General features: G+C 54.9%; 15 protein-coding genes and 2 pseudogenes. 8 read left to right on the forward strand and 9 right to left on the reverse strand.

Features of this window, described 5'->3' with window-relative positions:
- Window positions 1–11 precede the first annotated feature (11 nt).
- Together KO536_RS10590 and KO536_RS10595 are read right to left on the reverse strand one after the other, a co-directional pair.
- Window positions 12–1,100 carry a polyamine ABC transporter substrate-binding protein gene (locus tag KO536_RS10590; RefSeq protein WP_133078091.1) on the reverse strand — a complete coding sequence of 363 codons (1,089 nt, stop codon included), beginning with the start codon at window positions 1,098–1,100 and terminating at the stop codon, window positions 12–14.
- A 49-nt stretch (window positions 1,101–1,149) separates the two neighbouring features.
- Complete coding sequence (locus KO536_RS10595; protein ID WP_219261882.1) at window positions 1,150–2,451, reverse strand: FAD-binding oxidoreductase; 1,302 nt, start codon at window positions 2,449–2,451, stop codon at window positions 1,150–1,152.
- 158 nt (window positions 2,452–2,609) lie between these two features.
- Between KO536_RS10595 and KO536_RS10600 the strand changes: the two genes are divergently transcribed.
- Both KO536_RS10600 and KO536_RS10605 read left to right on the forward strand, forming a co-directional pair.
- Entirely contained in the window at window positions 2,610–3,482 is an 873-nt protein-coding gene (locus KO536_RS10600) for a LysR substrate-binding domain-containing protein (RefSeq protein WP_133078093.1), read from the forward strand.
- 288 nt (window positions 3,483–3,770) lie between these two features.
- On the forward strand, window positions 3,771–5,333 hold the full coding sequence (locus KO536_RS10605; protein WP_133078094.1) for a TerC family protein: 1,563 nt from the start codon (window positions 3,771–3,773) through the stop codon (window positions 5,331–5,333).
- Window positions 5,334–5,420: 87 nt separating this feature from the next.
- On the opposite strand, the gene KO536_RS10610 is transcribed toward KO536_RS10605, so the two are convergent.
- The 3 genes and pseudogenes from KO536_RS10610 to KO536_RS10620 form a co-directional block, all read right to left on the reverse strand.
- On the reverse strand, window positions 5,421–7,841 hold the full coding sequence (locus KO536_RS10610) for a glucose/quinate/shikimate family membrane-bound PQQ-dependent dehydrogenase (RefSeq protein ID WP_219261883.1): 2,421 nt from the start codon (window positions 7,839–7,841) through the stop codon (window positions 5,421–5,423).
- 222 nt (window positions 7,842–8,063) lie between these two features.
- On the reverse strand, window positions 8,064–8,405 hold the full coding sequence (locus KO536_RS10615; protein WP_219261884.1) for a cupin domain-containing protein: 342 nt from the start codon (window positions 8,403–8,405) through the stop codon (window positions 8,064–8,066).
- 340 nt (window positions 8,406–8,745) lie between these two features.
- Window positions 8,746–9,171: pseudogene (locus KO536_RS10620) on the reverse strand (N-acetyltransferase).
- A gap of 365 nt (window positions 9,172–9,536) precedes the next feature.
- Here KO536_RS10620 and KO536_RS10625 point away from each other — a divergent pair.
- The 4 genes from KO536_RS10625 to KO536_RS10640 are packed head-to-tail and all read left to right on the forward strand — an operon-like array spanning window position 9,537 to window position 14,827.
- The gene (locus KO536_RS10625; RefSeq protein ID WP_219261885.1) at window positions 9,537–10,790 is read left to right on the forward strand and encodes a site-specific integrase; all 1,254 of its coding nucleotides are present in this window, start codon (window positions 9,537–9,539) and stop codon (window positions 10,788–10,790) included.
- 11 nt (window positions 10,791–10,801) lie between these two features.
- Complete coding sequence (locus KO536_RS10630) at window positions 10,802–12,322, forward strand: site-specific recombinase (RefSeq protein ID WP_219261886.1); 1,521 nt, start codon at window positions 10,802–10,804, stop codon at window positions 12,320–12,322.
- Window positions 12,309–14,423 carry a hypothetical protein gene (locus KO536_RS10635; RefSeq protein ID WP_219261887.1) on the forward strand — a complete coding sequence of 705 codons (2,115 nt, stop codon included), beginning with the start codon at window positions 12,309–12,311 and terminating at the stop codon, window positions 14,421–14,423. Before KO536_RS10630 ends, KO536_RS10635 begins: the two co-directional genes overlap by 14 nt.
- Before the next feature lie 8 nt (window positions 14,424–14,431).
- Window positions 14,432–14,827, forward strand: coding sequence for a hypothetical protein (locus tag KO536_RS10640; protein ID WP_219261888.1), 396 nt, complete (start codon window positions 14,432–14,434; stop codon window positions 14,825–14,827).
- A gap of 265 nt (window positions 14,828–15,092) precedes the next feature.
- Here the strand turns inward: KO536_RS10640 and KO536_RS10645 are convergent, their stop codons facing one another.
- Complete coding sequence (locus KO536_RS10645; protein ID WP_110750062.1) at window positions 15,093–15,362, reverse strand: helix-turn-helix domain-containing protein; 270 nt, start codon at window positions 15,360–15,362, stop codon at window positions 15,093–15,095.
- An 83-nt stretch (window positions 15,363–15,445) separates the two neighbouring features.
- Here KO536_RS10645 and KO536_RS10650 point away from each other — a divergent pair, with 83 nt between their 5' ends.
- Window positions 15,446–15,883, forward strand: a complete 438-nt coding sequence (locus tag KO536_RS10650; RefSeq protein WP_219261889.1) for a hypothetical protein — start codon at window positions 15,446–15,448, stop codon at window positions 15,881–15,883.
- Window positions 15,884–16,384: 501 nt separating this feature from the next.
- Complete coding sequence (locus tag KO536_RS10655) at window positions 16,385–17,278, forward strand: hypothetical protein (RefSeq protein WP_219261890.1); 894 nt, start codon at window positions 16,385–16,387, stop codon at window positions 17,276–17,278.
- A 956-nt stretch (window positions 17,279–18,234) separates the two neighbouring features.
- Here the strand turns inward: KO536_RS10655 and KO536_RS10660 are convergent.
- The 3 genes and pseudogenes from KO536_RS10660 to KO536_RS10670 all read right to left on the reverse strand — a co-directional run.
- Window positions 18,235–18,372: pseudogene (locus KO536_RS10660) on the reverse strand (aldehyde dehydrogenase family protein); the annotation flags it as partial.
- A 58-nt stretch (window positions 18,373–18,430) separates the two neighbouring features.
- Window positions 18,431–19,189, reverse strand: coding sequence for a hypothetical protein (locus tag KO536_RS10665; RefSeq protein WP_219261891.1), 759 nt, complete (start codon window positions 19,187–19,189; stop codon window positions 18,431–18,433).
- 83 nt (window positions 19,190–19,272) lie between these two features.
- Entirely contained in the window at window positions 19,273–20,940 is a 1,668-nt protein-coding gene (locus tag KO536_RS10670; RefSeq protein ID WP_219261892.1) for a DUF4209 domain-containing protein, read from the reverse strand.
- Window positions 20,941–20,951 lie beyond the last annotated feature (11 nt).

Raw genomic sequence — 20,951 nt, forward strand, 5'->3', positions numbered from 1 at the left:
CCACAGGTTCGTCAAGTGTTGGTTTTAAGCTTGGTCCACAGGCGGGTGGTCAAGCGGGCAACCTTGGCTGGCAGGTCTTCTACGGTGAACAGGGTGTCGATCACTTCCTTGGACGGGTAGATCGCCGGGTCCTGTTTCACGTCTGGGGACAAGTACGCATCCGCCGCCTGATTAGGGTTGGCGTAGTGGATCTGGTTGCTGATATTGGCAATCACTTGCGGGGCCAGCAGGTAGTTCATGTAGGTGTAGGCATTCTTCTCATGGGGCGCGCTTTTGGGCATGACCACCATGTCGAGCCACAATGTGGAGCCTTCCTTTGGAATCGAGTACGCAATATTGATTCCGTTCCTGGCTTCCTTGGCGCTGGCCGCTGCCTGCACCACGTCACCGTTGAAGCCGATCACCGCACAGATATTGCCGTTTGCCAGATCGCTGATGTATTTGGACGCGTGGAAGTACTGAACATAGGGCCGGATTTTCAACAGCGCCTGCTCGGCTTTCTTGTAATCGTCCGGCTCGTGGCTGTGGTGTGGCAGGCCCAGGTAGTTGAGGGTGATGGGCAGCACTTGCGTCGGGTTGTCGATGATCGCGACCCCGCACTGGCTGAGTTTTTTGATGTTGTTTTCATCAAAAAACAGGCTCCAGGACTGGGTGACATCGGTCGTGCCGAAAATGGCCTTGATCTTCTCGACGTTGTAGCCAATCCCCGCCGTTCCCCACATGTAGGGGTAGCCGTACTGGTTGCCGGGGTCGTTGACTTCAAGCTTTTTCATCAAGACCGGATCAAGGTTTTTCCAGTTGGGCAACTGGCTGCGGTCCAGTTTCTGGATGGCACCGGCCTTGATCAGGCGAGACAGGAAATGGTTCGAAGGGCTGACTACGTCATAACCGGTATTGCCGGTCATCAACTTGGATTCCAGGACTTCGTTGCTGTCGTGAATGTCGTACGTTGCCTTGATCCCTGTTTCCTTGGTGAAGGTGGTCAGGGTGTCGTCGGCGATATAGCCGTTCCAGTTGGAAATATTGACGCTCTCGTCCGCCAGGCTGGCTGTGGAAAACGCTGCAAGCATGACCGCAAGGGAAACCGAGTTGATGTGCATGTTCAATCACCTTTTCAAGGAGCTCTTATTCTTTTGTGGTGTGAAAGTTTCAGATTTCTGTTTTGGCCCTGACCGCTTCCATGCGCATTCGCAGCACTGCACCGATATCGAAGAACGGGCGGGGTGGAAGCCAGCCTGGCTGGGCTCTGTCCATGACCGACTGCAGCAGCGCAGAGCTGGCGCCAGATGCCATTTCGGCGAGCAGACGCCCCCACAGAGTGCCGCGGGCAACGCCGGAGCCATTGCATCCGGCCACGGCATAAACCCCTTCTTCGACCTTGGCAAAGTAAGGCTGGCCGCTGCGCGTAGCGCTCAGGTGGCCGGTCCAGGTGTAATGAATGTCTTGCTCCCCGAGTCCGGGGAAGCGACGCTGCAGGCCCAGTACGTGGTGCTTGCGACGCTGAATCAGATCACTGTCGGATAAATCCCGGGTCCGGTATTCCGCCGTGTTGCGGATCATCACCCGGCGATCCGGGGTCAGTCGTACCGTGGCGCCCAACGGACGGGTCGAGAGCACACCCCAAGGCTCAACACTGCCGATCGCCTGGTATTCCGTGTCCGTCAGCGGGCGGGTCAGGCTGGCGCTCAGTTCCATCGGGAAGGTCGCGCTGTTGTCGATTCCGGCTCGGGGGATAAATGCATTCAGGCACACCAGCACCTGGGTAGTCTCGATGCTGCCCTGGGTGCCTGCGGCTCGAATCCGACCGCCACTGAGGCGCTCAAGACCGGTGATCTCGGTGTTTTCAAACAGGGTGACATTGGCCGGCAATGAATCCAGCAGGCCTTTCACGTACTTGGCGGGCTGCAGCAAGGCATTGCCATTGCCGCACCAGATCGCGGCCTGGTAATGCCGGGTGCCGAGTTTTTGTGCCAGTTGCGCGCCTTCCAGAAACTGCGCAGACGCGCCCACAGCGCTCAGGGTGTTGAGTTTGGCTTCGACATGGTTCAGCTTGCGCGGGTCATTGACGGCGAAGTAGTAGCCCGAGTCCCGGTACTCGCACTCGATGCCGTGGCGTGCAATGCGCATGCGCACTTCTTCACCCGCTGCCTGGCCAATGGATGAGTCCACTGCAAACCCAGCAAACCCGCTTTTGCCGATCAGCTCATCGTCGCCCGGATTTTCGTGGGCCACGGCATATCCGGAGTTACGCGCCGAAGCGCCCTGGGCCGCCCGTTGCCTGTCGACAATCACGATGCGTGCCTCTGGGTGCAGTTCAGCCAGTGAATGGGCCGCACTCAGGCCGGTGATGCCGGCACCGATAATGAGCCAGTCGGCTTTCTCTGAGCCTTTGAGGTGATCACGGCAAGGGGAGCTCCTGGCGAGCGCAATCCAGCCACATTCATTTTTCACGGTTCACCTCGTTTGACTGTTGTTCTGACCGCACCCTGGCGTTAATGCATGCACTAATCGCATGACTGCTAGCGGGTAGCGCTCTCTATAGCTTGAATTTAGGCGGTGACAGGTGATATATCCAACGTTATTAATTCATTGATTGATTCTGAAAACGCATGGATAAAATCCGTCACGTACCCTCGCTCCAGGGATTGCAGGCGCTGGTCGAGGTTGCAGACTCGGGCAGCTTCACTCAGGCCGCGCAAACCCTGTGCCTGACTCAAAGTGCTGTCAGCCGCAAGATTCAGCAACTTGAAGCGCATTTCGGTGTTGCACTGTTTGCCCGAACCAGCCGCAACGTTCGCATGACAGGGGAAGGGGAGCAGGTACTGGCCAGTGCCCGCAGTATTCTTGAGCAATTGAAAGTGCTCGAAGACCGGATTTCGCCGCAAAAACGGCCCTTTCGAATTCGCATGCATGTTTCGCTGGCCGTTCGCTGGTTACTGCCAAAACTGAGCGACTTTTACCTGCAGCATCCGGATATCGCCTTGTCGATTGAGACGGTCGCGACCGAAATTGTCGAACCGGCCAGTGACAGTGACGCCTATATCCTTTATCTGGCACGGCCTTCGAACGATCCGGCCTGTATGGCGCTCTTTGACGAAGCACTGGTGCCAGTGTGTGCGCCGGGTCTGGGCCCGCTGACGTCGATGGAGCAGCTTGTGCACTTTGCGCTGTTGCATCGCTCGGCCGACCAGCAAGCCTGGATTGACTGGCTGGCAGCGAACGGAGGCAAATCGCTGCAGGCCTACAGGCATATCCCGTTCAATCTCGACGAGCTGGCACTGGATGCCGCAGCGCGGGGCCTGGGTGTGGCGGTGACCGACATGACCCTGGCGGCAGAGTCCATTCAGCGCGGGGTGTTGATTGTCCCGTTCGGCGAGCCGTTAAAGACCGGTGGCAACTATTCGCTGTGCCTGCAGCCATCGGCGAACTCCCATCCGGCGTGTTCCGAAGTGCTGCAATGGTTTGCCCGACAGGCCGAGTGATAATGGAAGAGGGGGGAGACTTGTTAAATTTTGTAATAAGTCTTCTCGCAGGAATATTTATAAATCGCTGTAGGATTGCCTCCCCAATTCAATACAGGTTTGTATGAACGCCCTACAGGAACCACCCAGTCGCAGCTCTGAGCCTGCGCCCCTTCTTCGCTTGATCACCTCTGTCGAGCGCGCTTTACCTTTCTCCAGCCCTCCGTTTTGCGATAGCACATCCGCTGCTACGCTTGCCCGTGCGCGCTCGTCGTTAACCCTGAACCTTCGTGAGATTGACTGATACCTATGGAATGGATTGCAGATCCCACGGCCTGGCTCGGCCTGTTGACGTTGATTGTGCTGGAACTGGTACTGGGCATTGATAACCTGGTGTTTATCGCCATCCTGGCGGACAAGTTGCCGCCGGAGCAGCGCGACCGTGCCCGGGTGATCGGTCTTACCCTTGCACTGGTGATGCGCCTGGGCCTGCTGGCCAGCATCTCGTGGATCGTCACGCTGACGGCGCCGTTGTTTGAAGTATTCGACAAATCGTTCTCGGGTCGCGACCTGATCATGCTGTTCGGTGGTCTGTTCCTGTTGTTCAAGGCGACGATGGAATTGCATGAACGACTGGAAGGGCATGTGGCCGAACGTACATCAAACATGGGCTACGCCATGTTCTGGCCGATCGTGGCGCAGATTGTGGTGCTCGACGCCGTGTTCTCCCTGGATGCCGTAGTGACTGCTGTGGGCATGGTTGAACACCTGTCGGTGATGATGATCGCGGTGGTGTTCTCGATCGGCTTGATGATCATTGCCAGCAAACCCCTGACCAAATTCGTCAACAGTCATCCGACAGTGATCATGCTGTGTCTGGGCTTCCTGATGATGATCGGCTTCAGCCTGACCGCCGAAGGCCTGGGCTTCCACATTCCCAAGGGCTACCTGTATGCCGCCATCGGCTTCTCGATTCTGATCGAAGTGCTGAACCAGATTGCCCGTGCGCGTCGCAAGAAAAGCGTGCAGGGCCTACGCCCGATGCGCGAGCGTACGGCTCATGCAGTCTTGCGTTTGCTGGGCGGTCGTACCTTGAATGCAGATGAAGTGGGCGAAGACATTGCTGACATGCTTGAAGGCGGCGAAGACAAGGAAGTTTTCCACCGGCGCGAACGCGTGATGATCAGTGGCGTACTGCAACTGGCAGAGCGCCCGATTCGTACCGTGATGACGCCTCGGGCCGAGATCGATCATATCGACCTCGCGGATTCAGCAGACACCATTCGTACGACGCTGATGCACTCGTCGTACTCTCGACTGCCGCTGATCCGCGAAGGCCGGGTTGACGAGCCGCTGGGCTTTATTCATAAAAAGGAATTGCTCAAAGAGCTGTTGGCAGGTCACGAACCTGATCTGGAAGCCATGGCCCGCAAGGCCATCAACCTGCTGGACAGTTTCACGATACTCAATGCTCTGGAGCAGATGCGCAAAGAGTCGACGCACATTGCGTTCGTCATCAACGAGTTCGGTGACTTTATCGGCCTGTTGACCATGACCGACATTCTGGAGTCCATTGCCGGCGAACTGCCGGATGCCAGCGAGATCGAAGGGCCCAATATCGTTGCCCGCGAGGATGGTTACCTGGTCAGTGGTGCATTGAACCTGAGCCAGATCCGTCAGCACATCGGCTTTGCGGCCAAGGCTACGGATGACTATCAGACAATAGCCGGGATGGTCATGAGTTTGCTGGATCGCCTGCCGATGATTGGTGACAAGCTGGAGTGGGAAGGCTGGACCATGACTGTGGTCGAGGTAGAAGAGCGTCGAGTGACGCGGGTGTTGCTGAGCAAGCCTGCAGAGGTTTTGGCTTAAACATGGAACCTGTGGGAGCCGGGCTTGCCCGCGATGGCAATACCTCGGTCAGTCAGACCGAGGTATTGCCTCCCACAAGGGTAGTGTTTACTGGCTGTCAGGCAGCGCGTAAGCGATCACGTAATCGCCACGATCAGGCGACTGGCGTGCACCACCGGCGGTGATGACGATGTATTGCTTGCCTGTTTTAGGCGATACAAATGTCATTGGGCCGCCCTGGCTGCCGACTGGCAGGCGGGCTTTCCAGGCTTCTTCACCGTTGGCCGAGTTAAAGGCGCGCAAGTAGTAGTCCTGGGTCCCTGCGATAAACACCAGGCCACCTTGAGTGGACAGCGTACCGCCCAGCGTCGGCATGCCGATTGGCAGTTGCAGACCCATTTTGATCCCCAGCGGGCCGGTGTCCTGAACGGTGCCGACTGGCACTTGCCAGGCGATTTTCTGGGTATTCATGTCGATGGCCGTCAGCGTCCCGAAAGGCGGTGCCTGGCACGGAATGCCTGCCACCGACAGGAATCGGTTCTTGTTCACGGCATAAGGCGTGCCCTTGAGCGGTACTGCGCCCATCCCGGTGTTCAGTGCTTCACCGCCGGAAGAAGCCTTGGCGTCTTTTTGTTGCGGCACCATCTGAACCCACAAGCCCAGACGCATATCGTTGACGAAGATAAAGCCGTGTACCGGGTCAGTCGACAGGCTGCCCCAGTTCATGCCACCCAGTGACCCCGGGAAGCTCAGCGACACGTCAGTGCCTGGCGCGGTGTACAGGCCTTCGTAACGCATTTTCTTGAACGAGATACGGCACAGCATCTGGTCGAAGGGGGTGGCACCCCACATGTCAGATTCAGTCAGTGTCTGCGCGCCAATCTGCGGCATGCCCACGGACTTAGGTTGAGTCAGCGAGTAGGGCTCATCAGGGATGTTCGACGGCTTGACCGCAACTTCTTCGACTTTGGTCAGCGGCTGACCCGTGTGACGATCCAGCACAAAAATCTGACCGGCCTTGGTACCGATCACCAGGGCAGGCACCTTGCTGCCATCTGGTTTGGCAAAGTCGATCAAGCTTGGCTGCATCGGCAGATCGAAGTCCCACAGGTCATTGTGGACGGTCTGGTATACCCATTTTTCTTCACCGGTGGTCGCGTTAAGCGCCAATACGGATGCGCCGTACTTGTGATTCAGAGCGGTACGTTCCACGCCGTAGATGTCGGTGGACGAACTGCCCATCGGCAAAAACACGGTGTTCATCAGCGGGTCGTAGGACATCGGTGCCCAGCTGTTAGGCGTGCTGCGAACGTAGGTCTTGCCGTCGGCCGGGGCGTGTTTGTCTTCTGGATTGCCCGGATCAAAAGCCCAGCGCATGGCGCCCGTGATCACGTCGAAACCGCGGATAACGCCGCCTGGCATGTCGGTTTGCACGTTATCGGCAACACGGCCGCCCACCACCACTGTGGTGCCAGCCATCAACGGCGCTGACGACAGCTGGTAGTAGGAGTCAGGCACATTGCCCAGCCCGTTTTTGAGATCAACCTGGCCATTGGTGCCGAAGTCCGGGCAGAACTGGCCGGTATCCGCGTCCACAGCAATCAGGCGTGCATCGATGGTATTGGTCAACAGCCGACGCTGGCACGCAGCACCGGGGGCAACGCTGACGGCCGCTGCCGGAGTGCTGCCATCGGTAGGCTGGGTGACGGCGCCAGTGGCGTCAAAATAGGCCAGGCCACGGCAACGCTGCCAGACGGCTGCCTGTGCATTGATGTTGTTTTTCCACAGCTCTTTACCCGTGTCGGCGTCCAGGGCAATGAGGTTGTTGTGCGGTGTGCAGATGAAAACCTTGTCGCCCACTTGCAGCGGGGTCATTTGATCTTCCGCACCGTTACCGTTGCTGATGGCCACGTCGCCGGTCTGGTAAGTCCAGGCCGGAACCAGTTTGGACACGTTGCTGCGGTTGATCTGGTCCAGTGCCGCGAAGCGGCTGCCGCCCTCGTCGTTACCGTAATGTGCCCAGTCTTTCTGGGCCTTGTCCGGATCAACCTTGGTCAGGCCGGGACCGTTGCCGGTTGGTGCGACCGAAGCGTGTGGCTGAAACATCCCCCAGGCACCGGCAACGATGGCCACAGCCAGCACTGCGCCGAGCGCGTAGCCGGCGTTGCCGTTGAGTCCGTTGGCCTTGCGCAGAGTCGGGTAAACCAGCGCCACGACCAGGCTCAGTACCGCGAGGGCGAACAGCCGTGAAACCAGCGGCCAGAACACCAGTCCGGCGTCGACCACTGCCCAGATCACACTGGCAACCATGACGGCGGCGAACAGCCAGGCACCTGCAAGGCGCTTTTTGAACAGGAGAATGGACGAGGCAACCATCCCCAGGCCTGCGAGCAGGAAGTACAGGCTGCCACCCAGCGTGGCGAGGTAACCGCCGCCGGCTACATAGAGCAATCCGAAGACAAGCACACCGAGAGCGGCGACCCAGATGGGCCAACGGCTTACAGCTGCCGAAGGTTGGGAATTAATCATTTTTCATGACCCTATTGATGCATGAACGGTTGGGAGGAGGGTATAGCGTTTAACTGTAGCGACTTGCAGGGCAGGAGCAGGCGCGTTCGGAGTTTCTTCACGTCGTCGTGGCCCATGCAGGGCGAGTCAACAGAGCGAGGAAAGGTCGAAATAGTTATGTACTAAACAGTTAGTTTCCTAACTTTAACAAAAACACGGCCCTGCGACAAATTGTCAGTGCCCTCACGGGTAGGGGGTGCCATCTTTATGGGCGAAATGCCATTTACCATCAGCCATCCCCGGGGCCAGTTGCAGCGTGTCATCCCCTCGAAGCAGGGTGGGATGACCTTCCAGCACATAGATAAATTCATCCTGCTGCGAGTGCGAATGATGAAGCGCCGAATGGCTCCCCGGAGGAAGGTGGATGAGATTCACGCCAAAATTTTTCAGATTGAACAGATCTCCCAAGGGCCGCTTTGAACGGCCCAGCATCAGGGAAGCGAAGGGCTGCGGGTAATTGCTGGGGCGGGTTCGCTCTGGGGTATCGAGCGCATAGATCGGATCAGGCTCAGTGGGGCGAGTCATTTTGCATCCCTCACGCTCAGCGGGCAGTGGCAAAGCCAAAGCATAGTTGCTCCTGGCCTGTGCAATCAGTACAAGCGCCGGGTTTTTGGAGGCGCCTTGAACTGGACGGAGGTGAGGGAAAGAGGCATAAACAGGGGTTATTTATAACTATACTAAATAGTTCTTTAGTTTAGTTATTCTATTTGGTTATGTTTGGGGTAGTGGTGCCAGGGCTTGGCAGGCGGAAAATACATGGACTGGCCTCTTATGTGGCAGCCATGTTTACCGGGCTTGAAACGGTCTCCGGAGTGAATAAAACGGCGGGAAAACAGACCGCAGAGCCCATTTCAAGGTCCTCGGTTCAGGCTTTGTACGCCATCAGGTACTCACTACGGCCTGTTTGCTCGTCAATCTGCTCCTTGACCACCCCAAAGCCCTGGGGCTGATAAAAGGCGAAACTGGGCGAATTCTCCTTGTAAACAGCCAGTGTCAGCTCATCGCGCAGGCTTTTTACATGCCCGAGCAATTGCTTGCCCAGGCCTTTGCCTTGCTGGTCGGGATCGACAAACAGCGCTGCCAGTTGATTGCCCAGCAGACAACAAAACCCCAGAACCCGGGATTGGTCTTCAATCACATAGGTCTCAGAAACCGGGATCTAAACGTCACGCATCGCCTCTAAATGCGATTGCCAGTAGGAAGCGTCGATAAAGTCATGGGCCTTGATGGATGCGCTTAGCCAGATGTCCAGAACCCGTTCCATATCGCGATGTTCAAATGCTCGTATCATGTGTCCATTCCATTGGGGTTTGTGCGTAGACCAGTGCAGTGCAAAGCTGAGGATTATGCAGCAAACCAATGGCCATGCATTGATCCAGGCAACCTGCATGGCAAAGCTCGAGAGATGGTTGAAATGATCGATGGGACTGGATTGGCCCTGTGGCGTATTTTCAAGCTTGAAATCTGACCAGCGCCGACCCTGATACCCCCAATCATCATTACGCATAATGTATATTATGTTAAACCAGATGCTATGTTAGAAATGTTCATGAGGTTCATAAGGTACTGATTCGACAAACTCGCTTCTGACGTCCAATCTCTCAACGGGCCATGTCCTTCGTGTTCATGGCGAGACATGGAATAAGGTGGCTGCCGATGAAGCTGATTCAATGCCGTTTATCTTCAGGTCAACGTGTGCCGCTGCTCGTGCAGACTGGAGATGCGGCGCCGTTACCCATACTTGTCCCGTTCATCTACGTTCAACTCAAGCTAAGGTCTCGCGCTTACAGCACTGCTGCGGCACATCTGCGCGCGATCCAGGCTTTCTATATCTATGCCCAAAGCCGTGACCTCAACATTGATAACGCCATCTTGGCCTGCCACTTCGAGGCGATTTTGGCTTTGTTGGACGGTTACGCCATCTGGCTCCAAAGCGGCCGTCAAGCCGACAACTTGGTCGCCCGAATCGGCAAAGCTGAAACGGCACCTTTTCCGCAGATCGATCCGCGTACCCGTGACCAGTACCTGCGGTTGCTGAAGCAGTACCTGTCCTGGTGCGTCACCCGTTACATTCCGCGCGCCCGTCTGAACTCAACCACCCTGGCTAACATCGAATCGGTATTTGCAGATGTCGCCGACGTCATTGAGCGTCGCTTTGAGAGCCATATCATCAATGCCCGGCCAGACCGCACTCGTTACCGAAGCCTGACGGGTACTCAACTCCAGATCATTCGCACACTGATTCGCCCGGGCGACGCAGAGAATCCGTTTCCGGAACGACTGCAGTTGCGCAATTGGCTAATGATTGAATTGCTGCTGGAGACCGGTATCCGCCGCGGAGAGCTTCTGAAGCTCTACACCACGGACATCAATCACGGATCTCAGCATGCCTATGTCAGCATCAATGATCGCGAACATGATCCCGGAGACCCTCGTGCTGAAGAGCCCGCGCTGAAAACGCACGGACGGACCGTAGGTATCTCAGCGCAGTTGTATGAGGTCTACGAGCGTTATATCCAAGGCGAGCGACGCCCCCTGCGTGATGGCAAACCGATGAAATTGCTGTACCGCTATTTGTTCATCTCTGACCGAGGTCGACCGCTGTCGATCCGCGCGTTGTCGAACGTCCTTGATCGGCTGTTTCTGACCATTGAACTGGCTCATCCAGGGTTGTTGCCTACACTTTCTGCGCATGACTTTCGCCACACCTTTGCCGACCAGTTTTTGGCTTACCTGGTCAAGAAGCGTGGGTATGACCTCGAGCGGGCTACGGACGAACTCCGACGTGTCTGCGGTTGGTCTGACACTTCGACGATGCCACGCCGTTATGCAAGTCGTTATCTAGCCGAGTCGGCCAACCTCCACAACGCCCAGCGTGCCTCGGCAGCCTGGAGCCGACTTGACAGTTAAGGAGGTTCGCCGTGACCAAATCAGCCGATCAAGAACACGCTTCACCCTCCTCCTCTTTTCCGGCCTACGTGTTCGAGGGCCCGGCTCAGGTTGCGATTCGAACTCGCACTAATGACCAGCCAAAGTACGTCGATACTAGATTGAGCGTTTGGACGTGGTATGACGGCGGAACGGCTATGAAAATAGATTGGGCTGCGCTCCACCTGAATCCTAACCTCATGCAAATCGCCAAAGCGTTTGTGGCCTATGCACTGGAGAAGTACGCACCGGTAACGGCATTCAAAGCATCCGGGGTGTTCGGGCGACTATCTGAGAGCGATATTTCAGCTAAGTTTCCCTGGACGCGACAAGAGGTAGTCACGACCATAAGTACTTGGTCGAAATTTCGCGATAGCACTATTTTTTTTAGAACGTTTTATCGCTGGGCCCTTAATCGAGGAATATTGGGCTTTGACAAAGAAACATATCTAGCACTTAAAGAAATCAAGACGAGCCGTGTTGATCCGTACGAACGTATCTTTCTATCCCAGTCCGGTTTAGCCCTTGACGAAGAGATCCGGCTACTGCGGCGAATTGAGCGCGATATCCAGACCAAAGACTGGAGTGAAGCTCAGCTCAACATGATGCTCCACTTAAGTTTCGAATTAGGCCCGCGTTCAATTCAATTCCACTCGCTTGACATTGCGGATTTTGAGCTTATCGAAAGCGCTGATCATCAAAGGTACTACACCCTCTGGCTACCCATGGCCAAAAAGGTCGGTCAACGTAGACCTGAGCGACGGCCCCGCAAAATAACCACCCGGCTGGGGGAGAAAATCTCGCAGCATATTTCGGAAATGCGACGCCGCTTTGGCTGCGACTGCGAACCATTGTTTGTAAGTCCTAACGGAAGACGCATGTCTGTTACCGAAATCGGTGTGGGCCTCAAACACGAGCTGTGTGAAGCAGGAGTAGACAAGCCGAACCAGGTAACCATGTTGCTGCGTCATCACCTCGGGCAAGGTTTGGCGGACCAGGGAACTCCGGCAGACATGATTGCCGAACTGCTTGGCCACAACAGCACAGTTGCGGCTCGTGCTTACGTCACGGCAACCCCCAACATTGCCCGGATCAAAGAGAAAGCACTCGGCAAGAGTCCCGCCTATCAACGCATTATGCGCAGTCTTTTGACCGGGGATGTCGTACAACGCCGCGATACTGCTGCCGAAAGAGCGATACGGGGCGTGATCGACACACAGTACATCGGGGACATCGGTGCATGCGCCCTCCCGGTTCATACGCACTGCCCCTACAATCCCGTCTATGCCTGCTACACCTGCAAGAAGTTTCACCCCTTTGCTGACGGCCGTCATGAGCAGGTGAAAGAGGCGCTGCAACGAGAAGCCCAACGGTTCATAGACATTGCAGAACAAGCCGGAGATCTCATTCACAACCGGCCCCTCGCCCAGCATCAGACAACCATCCTGGCAGTAAGCGCTACGATCGAGCGCTGCCGGCAGCACACGGAGGATACCGAAGATGACGCCGTCTAGGGCAAGGCAGAGTCTGGAAAGCTTCATTAACCAGGAACAAGCGATTTTTCAGTCATTACCGATTACAACGTCGTGGGGGTCAACGCTGTGGTCGGTCGAGCGCTGGTTGCCTCAACGGCTAAAGCAACAGACCATAACCTTTGAAACACACCGACAATCTCTTGAAAAGTATGGCTATTCGGTTCCTCCTAAAGCTGCCCTACCCTTGGATTTCCAGGATTTTTGCAAGGCATTAATCGTATATCTGCAGCGCACCCGGGGCCTGAAATTTTCGATGGTCGCGGCATACAATATTGCCGTCCGGCGGCTGTACAACCCCTTATTTGAACGTGGCGTATCCGACCCTATACAGTTGGTGCGGGGCGATTTTGACCGCGTCGTAGGATTTCTCCGCGAGAGTGGCTACAAGAACCTTTACGACGCGATCTCTCATCTTCAGGTAATAGCGGAAACGATTGATAAACTGCAATTAACTGAGATCGCCATCCACTTTGAGCATGATGCAAAACCAGAAAACCGTCGCCACGACTACATTTCATTGCACGATCCTGATCGTGCGGTAAAACAGCGTAAATCCGATGACAGGTTGCCTTCTCGTGAGGCGATGGAGGCGTATGCCCTCTGCTCGAACAACCCGCTCAGTGAGGGCGAGGAAATTTTGCTGCGCGTGATTGATTTATTGATCGCGACTGGGCAACGAGGTAATGAAGTAGCAGTAATTCCCTATGATTGCTGGGTCGAAAGGCCGATAAAAGGGACCGCAGGAGAAATAGTTGTAGATGCCAATGGTAAGCCTCTGGTCGAATGTGGGATTAGGTACTTTGCGGAAAAGCAATTTCAGTCCCGTGTTCATTGGTTGGCCGAAAGCGATGTTCCTTTAGCTAGGCGCGCGGTAGAGCGATTAATAACGCTAACAGAAGAGCAGCGAGAGATTGCCGCTTGGCAAGAACTGCATCCAGGACGTATTTGGAGATACCCTCCTCAGTCGATAATCTCCGATGCAATGGTCTTGGGTTGGCTAGGTTTTAGCGAAGCAAGGAGTGCAAGCAGAAACCTTTATATTTTCCTCACGCGCAATGGCGTCCATCCCTTCGACGAGGAGTCAGGTGAGAAACGAGGAAAGTCGTTAAAACGGCGCTACGTGGCGGGTGAGATTGAAAAGCTGATCGTCCCGAAGCTCCATGGGCATGCTGCACTAATAGAAAATGTCGGGGGGGAGGCGCGAATCCTGCTTAGAACCAGCGAAACCCTTGCGATCGCTTTCGACGGACAATTTCGTTTCGGTGGGCGCGAGGCAAATGTGTTTCGTGCAGTCCCCCGTCGGGTAACCATTGTGGATATCAATCACGCGTTAGGTAACGATGAAAAATATGCTTCTATTTTTTCGCGTCGTTCATTAACCGAATCCGACGGCACGCCGATTCGGCTAACAAGCCACCAACCTCGACACTGGCGGAACACCATTTACCACTTGACCGGTATGAGCGATGTTCAGCAAGCGCTGGCCCTGGGGCGAAAACGTCTCGACCAGAATGTCTATTACCAGCACACAAGCATTGAAGAAAACACCGCAGCCCATCAAGAGTTCTTGGCGTTCAATAGCCATCACGAGCGTATCGACTTTCTACATACGGGCATAAGAGATAAGCGCATTCAGGGCGCTTTGACCGACAGTTACCATGCTTTGCTGTCAGATAAAGGCACGTCCACAGCAGAAGCATTCCTTGCCGTACACGCCACGGCGCTGCATGTGACACCCTTCGGAGGTTGCATTCACGATTTCTCCCAAGCGCCCTGCCCTAAACATCTTCAGTGCTGGAACGGCTGCTCGCATCTCCATCTGATGGGCACTCCATCCGAGCGCGCCAACCTTGAGAGACAAGCCGAGAATTTGACTACCGCAATTACCATCATGCGCTATGCCGGCGCCGGAGAGGCAGGTAGCGATGTGTGGCTGGCGGACCAGGAGGACAAACTCAACAATTTAAAATCCGTCCTCGCACGCGACACCAATGCAGGTGTGCAACGCGTGTTTCCAAATGGGCATCCAATGACGGTTGCGGACACGGACAAACGACACAGTTCGGTTTCAGACGATTAGAGGCGACTATGGCGCAACGACAGATCTTGAGGGGCGGCACGTTGGACGAGGCGATCGACGCCCTCCTCGCCCAAATGGTTAGCTTAGGATTGGAGCTCGCGCCTATTTCGCGCCCCGAAGTGCAGCGTAGATTGGGCCTGACGAGCCGCGCGACTTTAGTGGGAGATCGTGGTCGGCGGATCGAGTCCGCCCGTATCGCACAACTGAAGGAAAGCGGAAGAGATCCAGACGGTGCCCGCCGGCGAAGAAGCTTCGAAGAGCGCATTGCTCATCTACAGGCGGAAAATGCCGCCTTGATTACACAGCGCGATAGGCTCTACGAAGCGCTGTCCGTGATTTTGCATCGGTGCCTATTGAAAGGGTTGGATGTCGAAGACGTAATGGAGCCGTTACGAAAACGATGAGCAGATGATTACTCATGTTTGCTCTGCACGGGCTTGACTGACCAGGCCATCCAGGTTCGACCGAGTATTTGAATGTGTCAGACAGCTATGGGCACCACTGGAGGTGAGGAAAAATCTTCCAATTCCGGACTGGCTGCTTTATAGCACTTGCCGTACAGCCGCTTCCCCGTAACGCGGACCATGAGATCTGCAACTCGATCACGTCGAAGACCTCGGCACGGCGCACCGGCCTCAGTAAGTCAAAGCCCCACATGCGAGTTGCGTACTACCTGAGATCGCTGCGGACCTGCTCAAGGAGATCTTCCAGCTTAATGTCTGGGTCTTTCTTGAGGTAGCAGGCAACGATGACGGATACCGGATGCACCCCAATTGTGCCCGCCAGCTCGTCGACCTTCTCTATGGTCGCACCTTTGATGCCTCTCTCCAGCGAGCTCAAGAATGTACGGCTGCTGACTAAAGCAAAATCCTCCTGTGTTAATCCTCTGCTGATACGCAAGGCGCGAAGCGCTAACCCGAACGCTTGTTTGACTTCCATTTGCTTTACTCGCAAATGGAAAGATAAGGCCTTTTATGCACTCTATAGGGCTACAATCTATAGTGTTCATTTTGGAGATTTTTATGTTTAGAACCTATCGGCGAGACGTAATGATCTTTTCTTCCCAGTTGGAGCCGGATCTCCAGCTGTGGTCGTGCGTTGAGCAGATCATCCCGTTGCCTTGGTTTTATGTCACGGCCCTCAAATGCGGTGCCGATTCCACATCACGACACATGCTCATGGTTTCCGACGTTCAAACGCTGGAGGATCTGAGCTTATCCAAGTCAGCTAGTGTGGCAATCGAGTCAATTCTCCTTGCTACACCGCCTGCCATGAATGGCAAAGAGAGGTGGCTAATGGAGCAGCTCATAGAAATAGCATATGTTCCGAAGTCTAAGGGCTCGATTCATCACTACCGATTTAGTGTAAAAGACGGCCCGGTTTACACCAACTCATGTGACCCTGGACTGGAAGTAGAGCAAGGTAACATCGGCAGGGTCGTGATCTCACTGTGCACTTGATTTACCCCTTGCAGGCCTGAGGACATCAGCCCGCCCGATTGACCAGACGGTTCACACCTTGGGTCGATTTCTCGTAGCAGCGTATAAGAAGGAGTTTGAGTGATCTGTCTGGGGGAGGTCTGGAAAAGCCGAATGTTTTCAATAGAGTCAGCCGATAGCAGCCTGTCACGAACGGGTGCTAACGGCCAAAAGCGAACCACCAGGAGTGCCTACGAAATTCGGGGCGATTCAAATCGAAGCACCGAGGCGATTCAGCATTTGGCTGCTGAAGACCCTTCTAGGCAATATTTTGAACGCTGCAATCACTGTAGATTTAGAAGGAAATGGCATGAGTTGTGATCAAAAAATTTACTTGAAGCGCTCCCAAGCCCTGATAGGACTGTCCCCGAGTCCGATGACTGAAGCTTCAGGTTCCAGCAGAGGCAAGGCCTCAGAAATTGATCGCTGCAATGGAAATCTAGATAATCCTCGCCAACGGCGAACAGAATTAAGGCTCACTGAATGGATAAGGTCGATGGTAATTTTGATTTCAAAAGCTCGACCTACTCAGAAGTCGCCCAGCTAGTGGATGTGGCGGAACGCGCTATTCTTGAGAGAGGTATCCGGTTCACCCCCCAAAGCGTCCTGCACAAGCTGTTTGCCGATGCTCGAAAGTTAGATAGGGATTGGCGCGACACAAGCAGATCCCCAAGTCTCGTTACCGGCATAAACTCCGTTTATGCAGAGAAAATTGCCAGGATTGTCACTGATCTGATTGACGCACCCGGGGTTGAGGAAGCGCTGCAGCGCATCGCAGGTAGCGACATAAATCTATCCCACCGCCTCAAGTCACAGGGCAAGGATGCCCTCTGGGAACTCAGCTTGCTGACGACCCTTCTGCGAAAGCAGATCAGTGCAGAACTTGTGGATCCACCAGATATCGTTGTTGAACTCCAAATGGGTTCGTACGCGATTGCCTGCAAGAAAATCTATGAGCTCAAAAGCCTGTTTTCTAGACTGCGGGACGGCGCCAAGCAGATCAGAAAATCAGGCTACCCTGGCGTCATTGCCTTGAATATTGACGACCTCCTGCCTGGCGACCACATACTAACTTCCCAAAGTCCAAAGGTCGCTCTCGATATCTTGTCGCGCGAGACCAAGAGTTTCTTCCTGGAAAACTTCGCCGCTTTTGACAGGATCAGAGAGAAGAGCTGCCTTGACGGGGTGCTTATCTCTGCCTCAACGATCTCCGACATAACCGAGACAAGTACGCGCTTGAATCTGACAACGTCATATAATTTTTACCCGTTCCGCAATGAGGGACTGGGGCGCGCTCGGTTCTTGGGGCTTGTAAGAGAACTCTCGCCCGCAGGAGTCATTGATGCGTATCCCAGCCGATTCATCCTTCATCAGTGACACGGGCTAAGAGTAAACGCGCTTCGTGACGAAAGCGGGGATCGACTGGCACAGAACCATCTCTCGGCGCGGACCACCTACGATAGAGTCTTCCGCGTCTGCAGTATCTTCGCGCTATTGGCGGTCGCGGCCTTTTTAGGCCGCGCTGTCTTCTTGGGCTTGGGCTTGGGCTCGACCATCTGCTCTCCCCGACGTTTTGTAAGATCAATGCTCATCACACGTACATCTTCTACGTGAGAGTAACGGCTTGATAGTACTGACCAGTGAGCCTGCAGCGCTTCTGTAAGCTTTGAGAGTCACGACCATGACACTTGCAGCTCTGGCCAATCAGCGTGTAGTACTTGGAGATGCGGCAGTAGCTTTTGTCCCTTACAGGGGCTGCAAGAGTTCGTCGAAGCGGGCCGCCAGGTTGCTTGGGCGATCGAGAGGAATCTGGGAAAGGTAATCCGGAAGCAGTCTAGTGAGTCGATCGGACGAAATTCGTTTGGGATTGGCCTATGCATGGCGTCAATTTCTTTGAGTACCTTGCCTACTCTTTCACACTGGCGCATCATGGCATACTGCCACTATTCCTGCCAACACAGCAGGATTGAGAACGTCATATGGAATACGACGAAGGCCGAGAAACCATTAGGCTAATAGCTTAGGAGATGCTAAGCGTCGGAACTAGCTTCCCCAAGATATCTCCAGAAAGAATCCGTCTTCTAGCGGCGCTTCACCTTACAAAAGGCCTTGCTGAATCGCCCCGGTACAGCAGATCCAGTCACCACGTCACCACGTCACCATTTCTGGCTTCGGCCCGCATTGCGCGAGCACCTAGGACCGTCCGGCATTCGTGGACCGGGCGGCCTCGAGGTTGCCTTGCGACAACGCTGTAAGACCAGGGATCAACCGACTCCCCATTTTGCGCCATGCACCCCGTCCCCGGGGAACTTTGATCTATTTCAGACACCCACCTAGCTGATGAACTTGGTCGTAAGATAGCCATCCAGGCCTTCAATCCCACCCTCGCTGCCGTGACCACTGTCCTTAATACCGCCGAATGGCGTTTCCGGCAGTGCCAGACCAAAGTGGGTGATCGAGACCATCCCGGCTTACAGCCGATTACCCCGACGATCTCAAGGCCTGACGACGCCTTCGGCTGCCGATTAGTTAGCCCATCCTAGGCCCGCTAAACCCGCCTGACTTGGACTTTGGCGTGAGTTTGGGGGGCTCATAGTTGGTCGAATCCAGCCATGTTTTGAGATCGCCTACCGAGGAGAACTCCATCAAGAGTAATTCTCCCCGGTCGGGGTGGTCAACAATCAGCTCGATCCCCGCCTCGCCACTTCCCTCCAGACTCATCAGCCAATCGGTGTAACGTTCAAAGTTCACAAAGTCCGTTCCTAGGCCTCCCGAAAGAAAATCCTCCACTAAGTGCTGCGCCTTGAGCATCAAGCCATCATGCGCACGCTCTCTCATCAAACCGGAACTTTTGCCGAAAATGGCTTGATTGCAAACTTCGGCGTAATAAGCGTTGAAATTCACTCCTCGTTTCTTAGCCAAATCGATCTCAATTACTTCAGACCAAGCTACGTAGTGACATTGCAAGCTCAATTTTCTCCTGATATCTTCTGCATCGAGTATTCGACAGAGCTTAAGTCGCCTTGGCTTCTTAGCTTCATGTTCTATATCCGACTTTTCGTATTTGAACTCAACCATAAGTATTTTGGTATGGTTGGTGAAGATGTAGTCTGCGCCGAGGACAGTATCTTGCCCGTCCAGAGAGCAGCGGGTGACCTGCCGACCTGAGTCCGACGCACTTCGTTCCATGTATCTGGAAAAGCTGTCAATAACGGATTGTTCGTGTTTTCTTTTCACTATGTTCCTGCTTTTATCATCAATGAACTCTACGCAATCACGGGTGTCCACTTGCTAAGCTCGGGGCAACGGCCTCCTGGCGTACCTACAAATAGCCAACGATCGCAAACGCATCGGCCAGTCCCCAACGCTTTTCAGGTTGCCATTCCAGGTTCATCCGGATTGGGTGCGGCGGTGGTGTCCACGTTGCCACTCTCCTCATGCAGCTCCAACGCTCGCCAGTAAGGCATCGCCACCCACTTGAGGATGAACCACCAGGCGTACACCACACTAGGCGAGTAGAAATCGCCATCATTCATTAGCCCATGGGCGAATTCGTTTCTTAGATTTGGGCCGAACGGGCTGCAGAACAGGGCCTTGAGCTCGAAAAGAAGATTTGGCCCAAATACATCTTCAACACCTTCGACGTCGAGCAAGGTACTCAGCCCGTTCTCGTTCACAATGTCGTTACGGTCAGTATTGGAGGTGTTCATCCCTGCCTCCTTCATGTGGTGGCGAACTATGTTCTCCAGTTGCGGGATGAGAAAATGCGCGGCCATGGCGAACTCGCCGACCATCCCCCAGTACAGCCCTTTGCCAACCATGAGTGCTCGCTCTGGCGGCACGAGGGCCGAAACTTTCGCTAGGTTGATGAGATCTTGTTCCCTGAAACAATGCTCGCGTTGAATGACTTGGAGTACAGGAAAAATCCACCCCTCAACGGCAACGTTTCGAGTGAGTTCGTGGCCTTGCACCATCTGAGCCCAGATGCGTTCCTCGTCTGACGGCGTCGGCAGGGTGCTCATCGACATCCCTGGTGCTTTGGCGATCACGCGTCCGTTTTGATCGACAAGGGTGAACTCCGTCAATGCGCTGATCAAACCGACCTGCAGGGTGCGAAGTGCCCTCGTTCTGGCCTCTTGCCAGCTAGCGAAAGGAAGTTTTGTGGTTAAGGCCCGCAGGGCGGTGAGAGCCGATTTTCCGGTTGTCTCTTCAAGCGCCATGGTTGCCAGGTTAGTAATGTCAATGGGCCCAGTAGAGATCGTGTACATCGTCTGCACAGTCAGGCTTCCAGCTTCTGCAATTTGTGAGCGCAGCTGCTCATATACTTGCGTGATGCCCAACTGGTCGCGGAATGCTTGGGGCACCTTCCGGAAGATCTGGAGGGCCTTTGCCAGGTGATTCATTGCGATGAGAGGCTGGGCGACGCTGCCCCCTTCCCTGAGCCTCGCTTCCGTGATCCAAGTTTGGGCCTCGGCCACCACCATGCGTGCTGACGCCAGCCTATCTTTGGCCATACTGTAGGCTTGTGCGCCCAATTCGAAGCAGTGGCGCGCTCTGATCAACTGACCGTCCCGCTCGTATCCGCGACCCGCAGTTTCCAGCTTTTCAGGAAGGTCTGCTGCTTGGCTGTGAACGAGGCGGTGCTCCAGTACGCTATCGGCAAGGTGCGGAAACAATTCAGATAGCGACTTGAACTCCAGGGCTAGCGCATCGAAAAGCAAGTCGGTTAGCTGAACAAGAATCACCCTGCCGCTTTTACCCAAGCCTCTAGCGAGCGAGATAGCGCGATCCCAGCACTCCTTGCCGCCCCCCCACCAGCTGTCGCCGTTCAGCAATACAACTTGGTACCCCTCTATCGCCGCTAGCGCGTAGTCGACACGCTTATGATCGGGATTCAACCAGAGGATTTCTGCTAGACGAGCTTTGATCAGCCCAGGCTCGAACGAGTCGATCAGGATTTTCACAAAGTCGTATTCTTCGATCGCCAGATCGGAAACGTCCAGCGAGCGTCTATCCTCAAAAACCGCAAATGGCTTCAAGGGCTCCTGAG

It is taken from the genome of Pseudomonas sp. NKUCC02_KPG (assembly GCF_019345465.1).
Classification (GTDB): domain Bacteria; phylum Pseudomonadota; class Gammaproteobacteria; order Pseudomonadales; family Pseudomonadaceae; genus Aquipseudomonas.

Coding starts and splice junctions, on each gene's coding strand:
- KO536_RS10590 (WP_133078091.1), bottom strand. CDS start 1,100: ATGCACATCAACTCGGTTTCCCTTGCGGTCATGCTTGCAGCGTTTTCC.
- KO536_RS10600 (WP_133078093.1), top strand. CDS start 2,610: ATGGATAAAATCCGTCACGTACCCTCGCTCCAGGGATTGCAGGCGCTG.
- KO536_RS10605 (WP_133078094.1), top strand. CDS start 3,771: ATGGAATGGATTGCAGATCCCACGGCCTGGCTCGGCCTGTTGACGTTG.
- KO536_RS10610 (WP_219261883.1), bottom strand. CDS start 7,841: ATGATTAATTCCCAACCTTCGGCAGCTGTAAGCCGTTGGCCCATCTGG.
- KO536_RS10615 (WP_219261884.1), bottom strand. CDS start 8,405: ATGACTCGCCCCACTGAGCCTGATCCGATCTATGCGCTCGATACCCCA.
- KO536_RS10625 (WP_219261885.1), top strand. CDS start 9,537: ATGAAGCTGATTCAATGCCGTTTATCTTCAGGTCAACGTGTGCCGCTG.
- KO536_RS10635 (WP_219261887.1), top strand. CDS start 12,309: ATGACGCCGTCTAGGGCAAGGCAGAGTCTGGAAAGCTTCATTAACCAG.
- KO536_RS10640 (WP_219261888.1), top strand. CDS start 14,432: ATGGCGCAACGACAGATCTTGAGGGGCGGCACGTTGGACGAGGCGATC.
- KO536_RS10645 (WP_110750062.1), bottom strand. CDS start 15,362: ATGGAAGTCAAACAAGCGTTCGGGTTAGCGCTTCGCGCCTTGCGTATC.
- KO536_RS10650 (WP_219261889.1), top strand. CDS start 15,446: ATGTTTAGAACCTATCGGCGAGACGTAATGATCTTTTCTTCCCAGTTG.
- KO536_RS10655 (WP_219261890.1), top strand. CDS start 16,385: ATGGATAAGGTCGATGGTAATTTTGATTTCAAAAGCTCGACCTACTCA.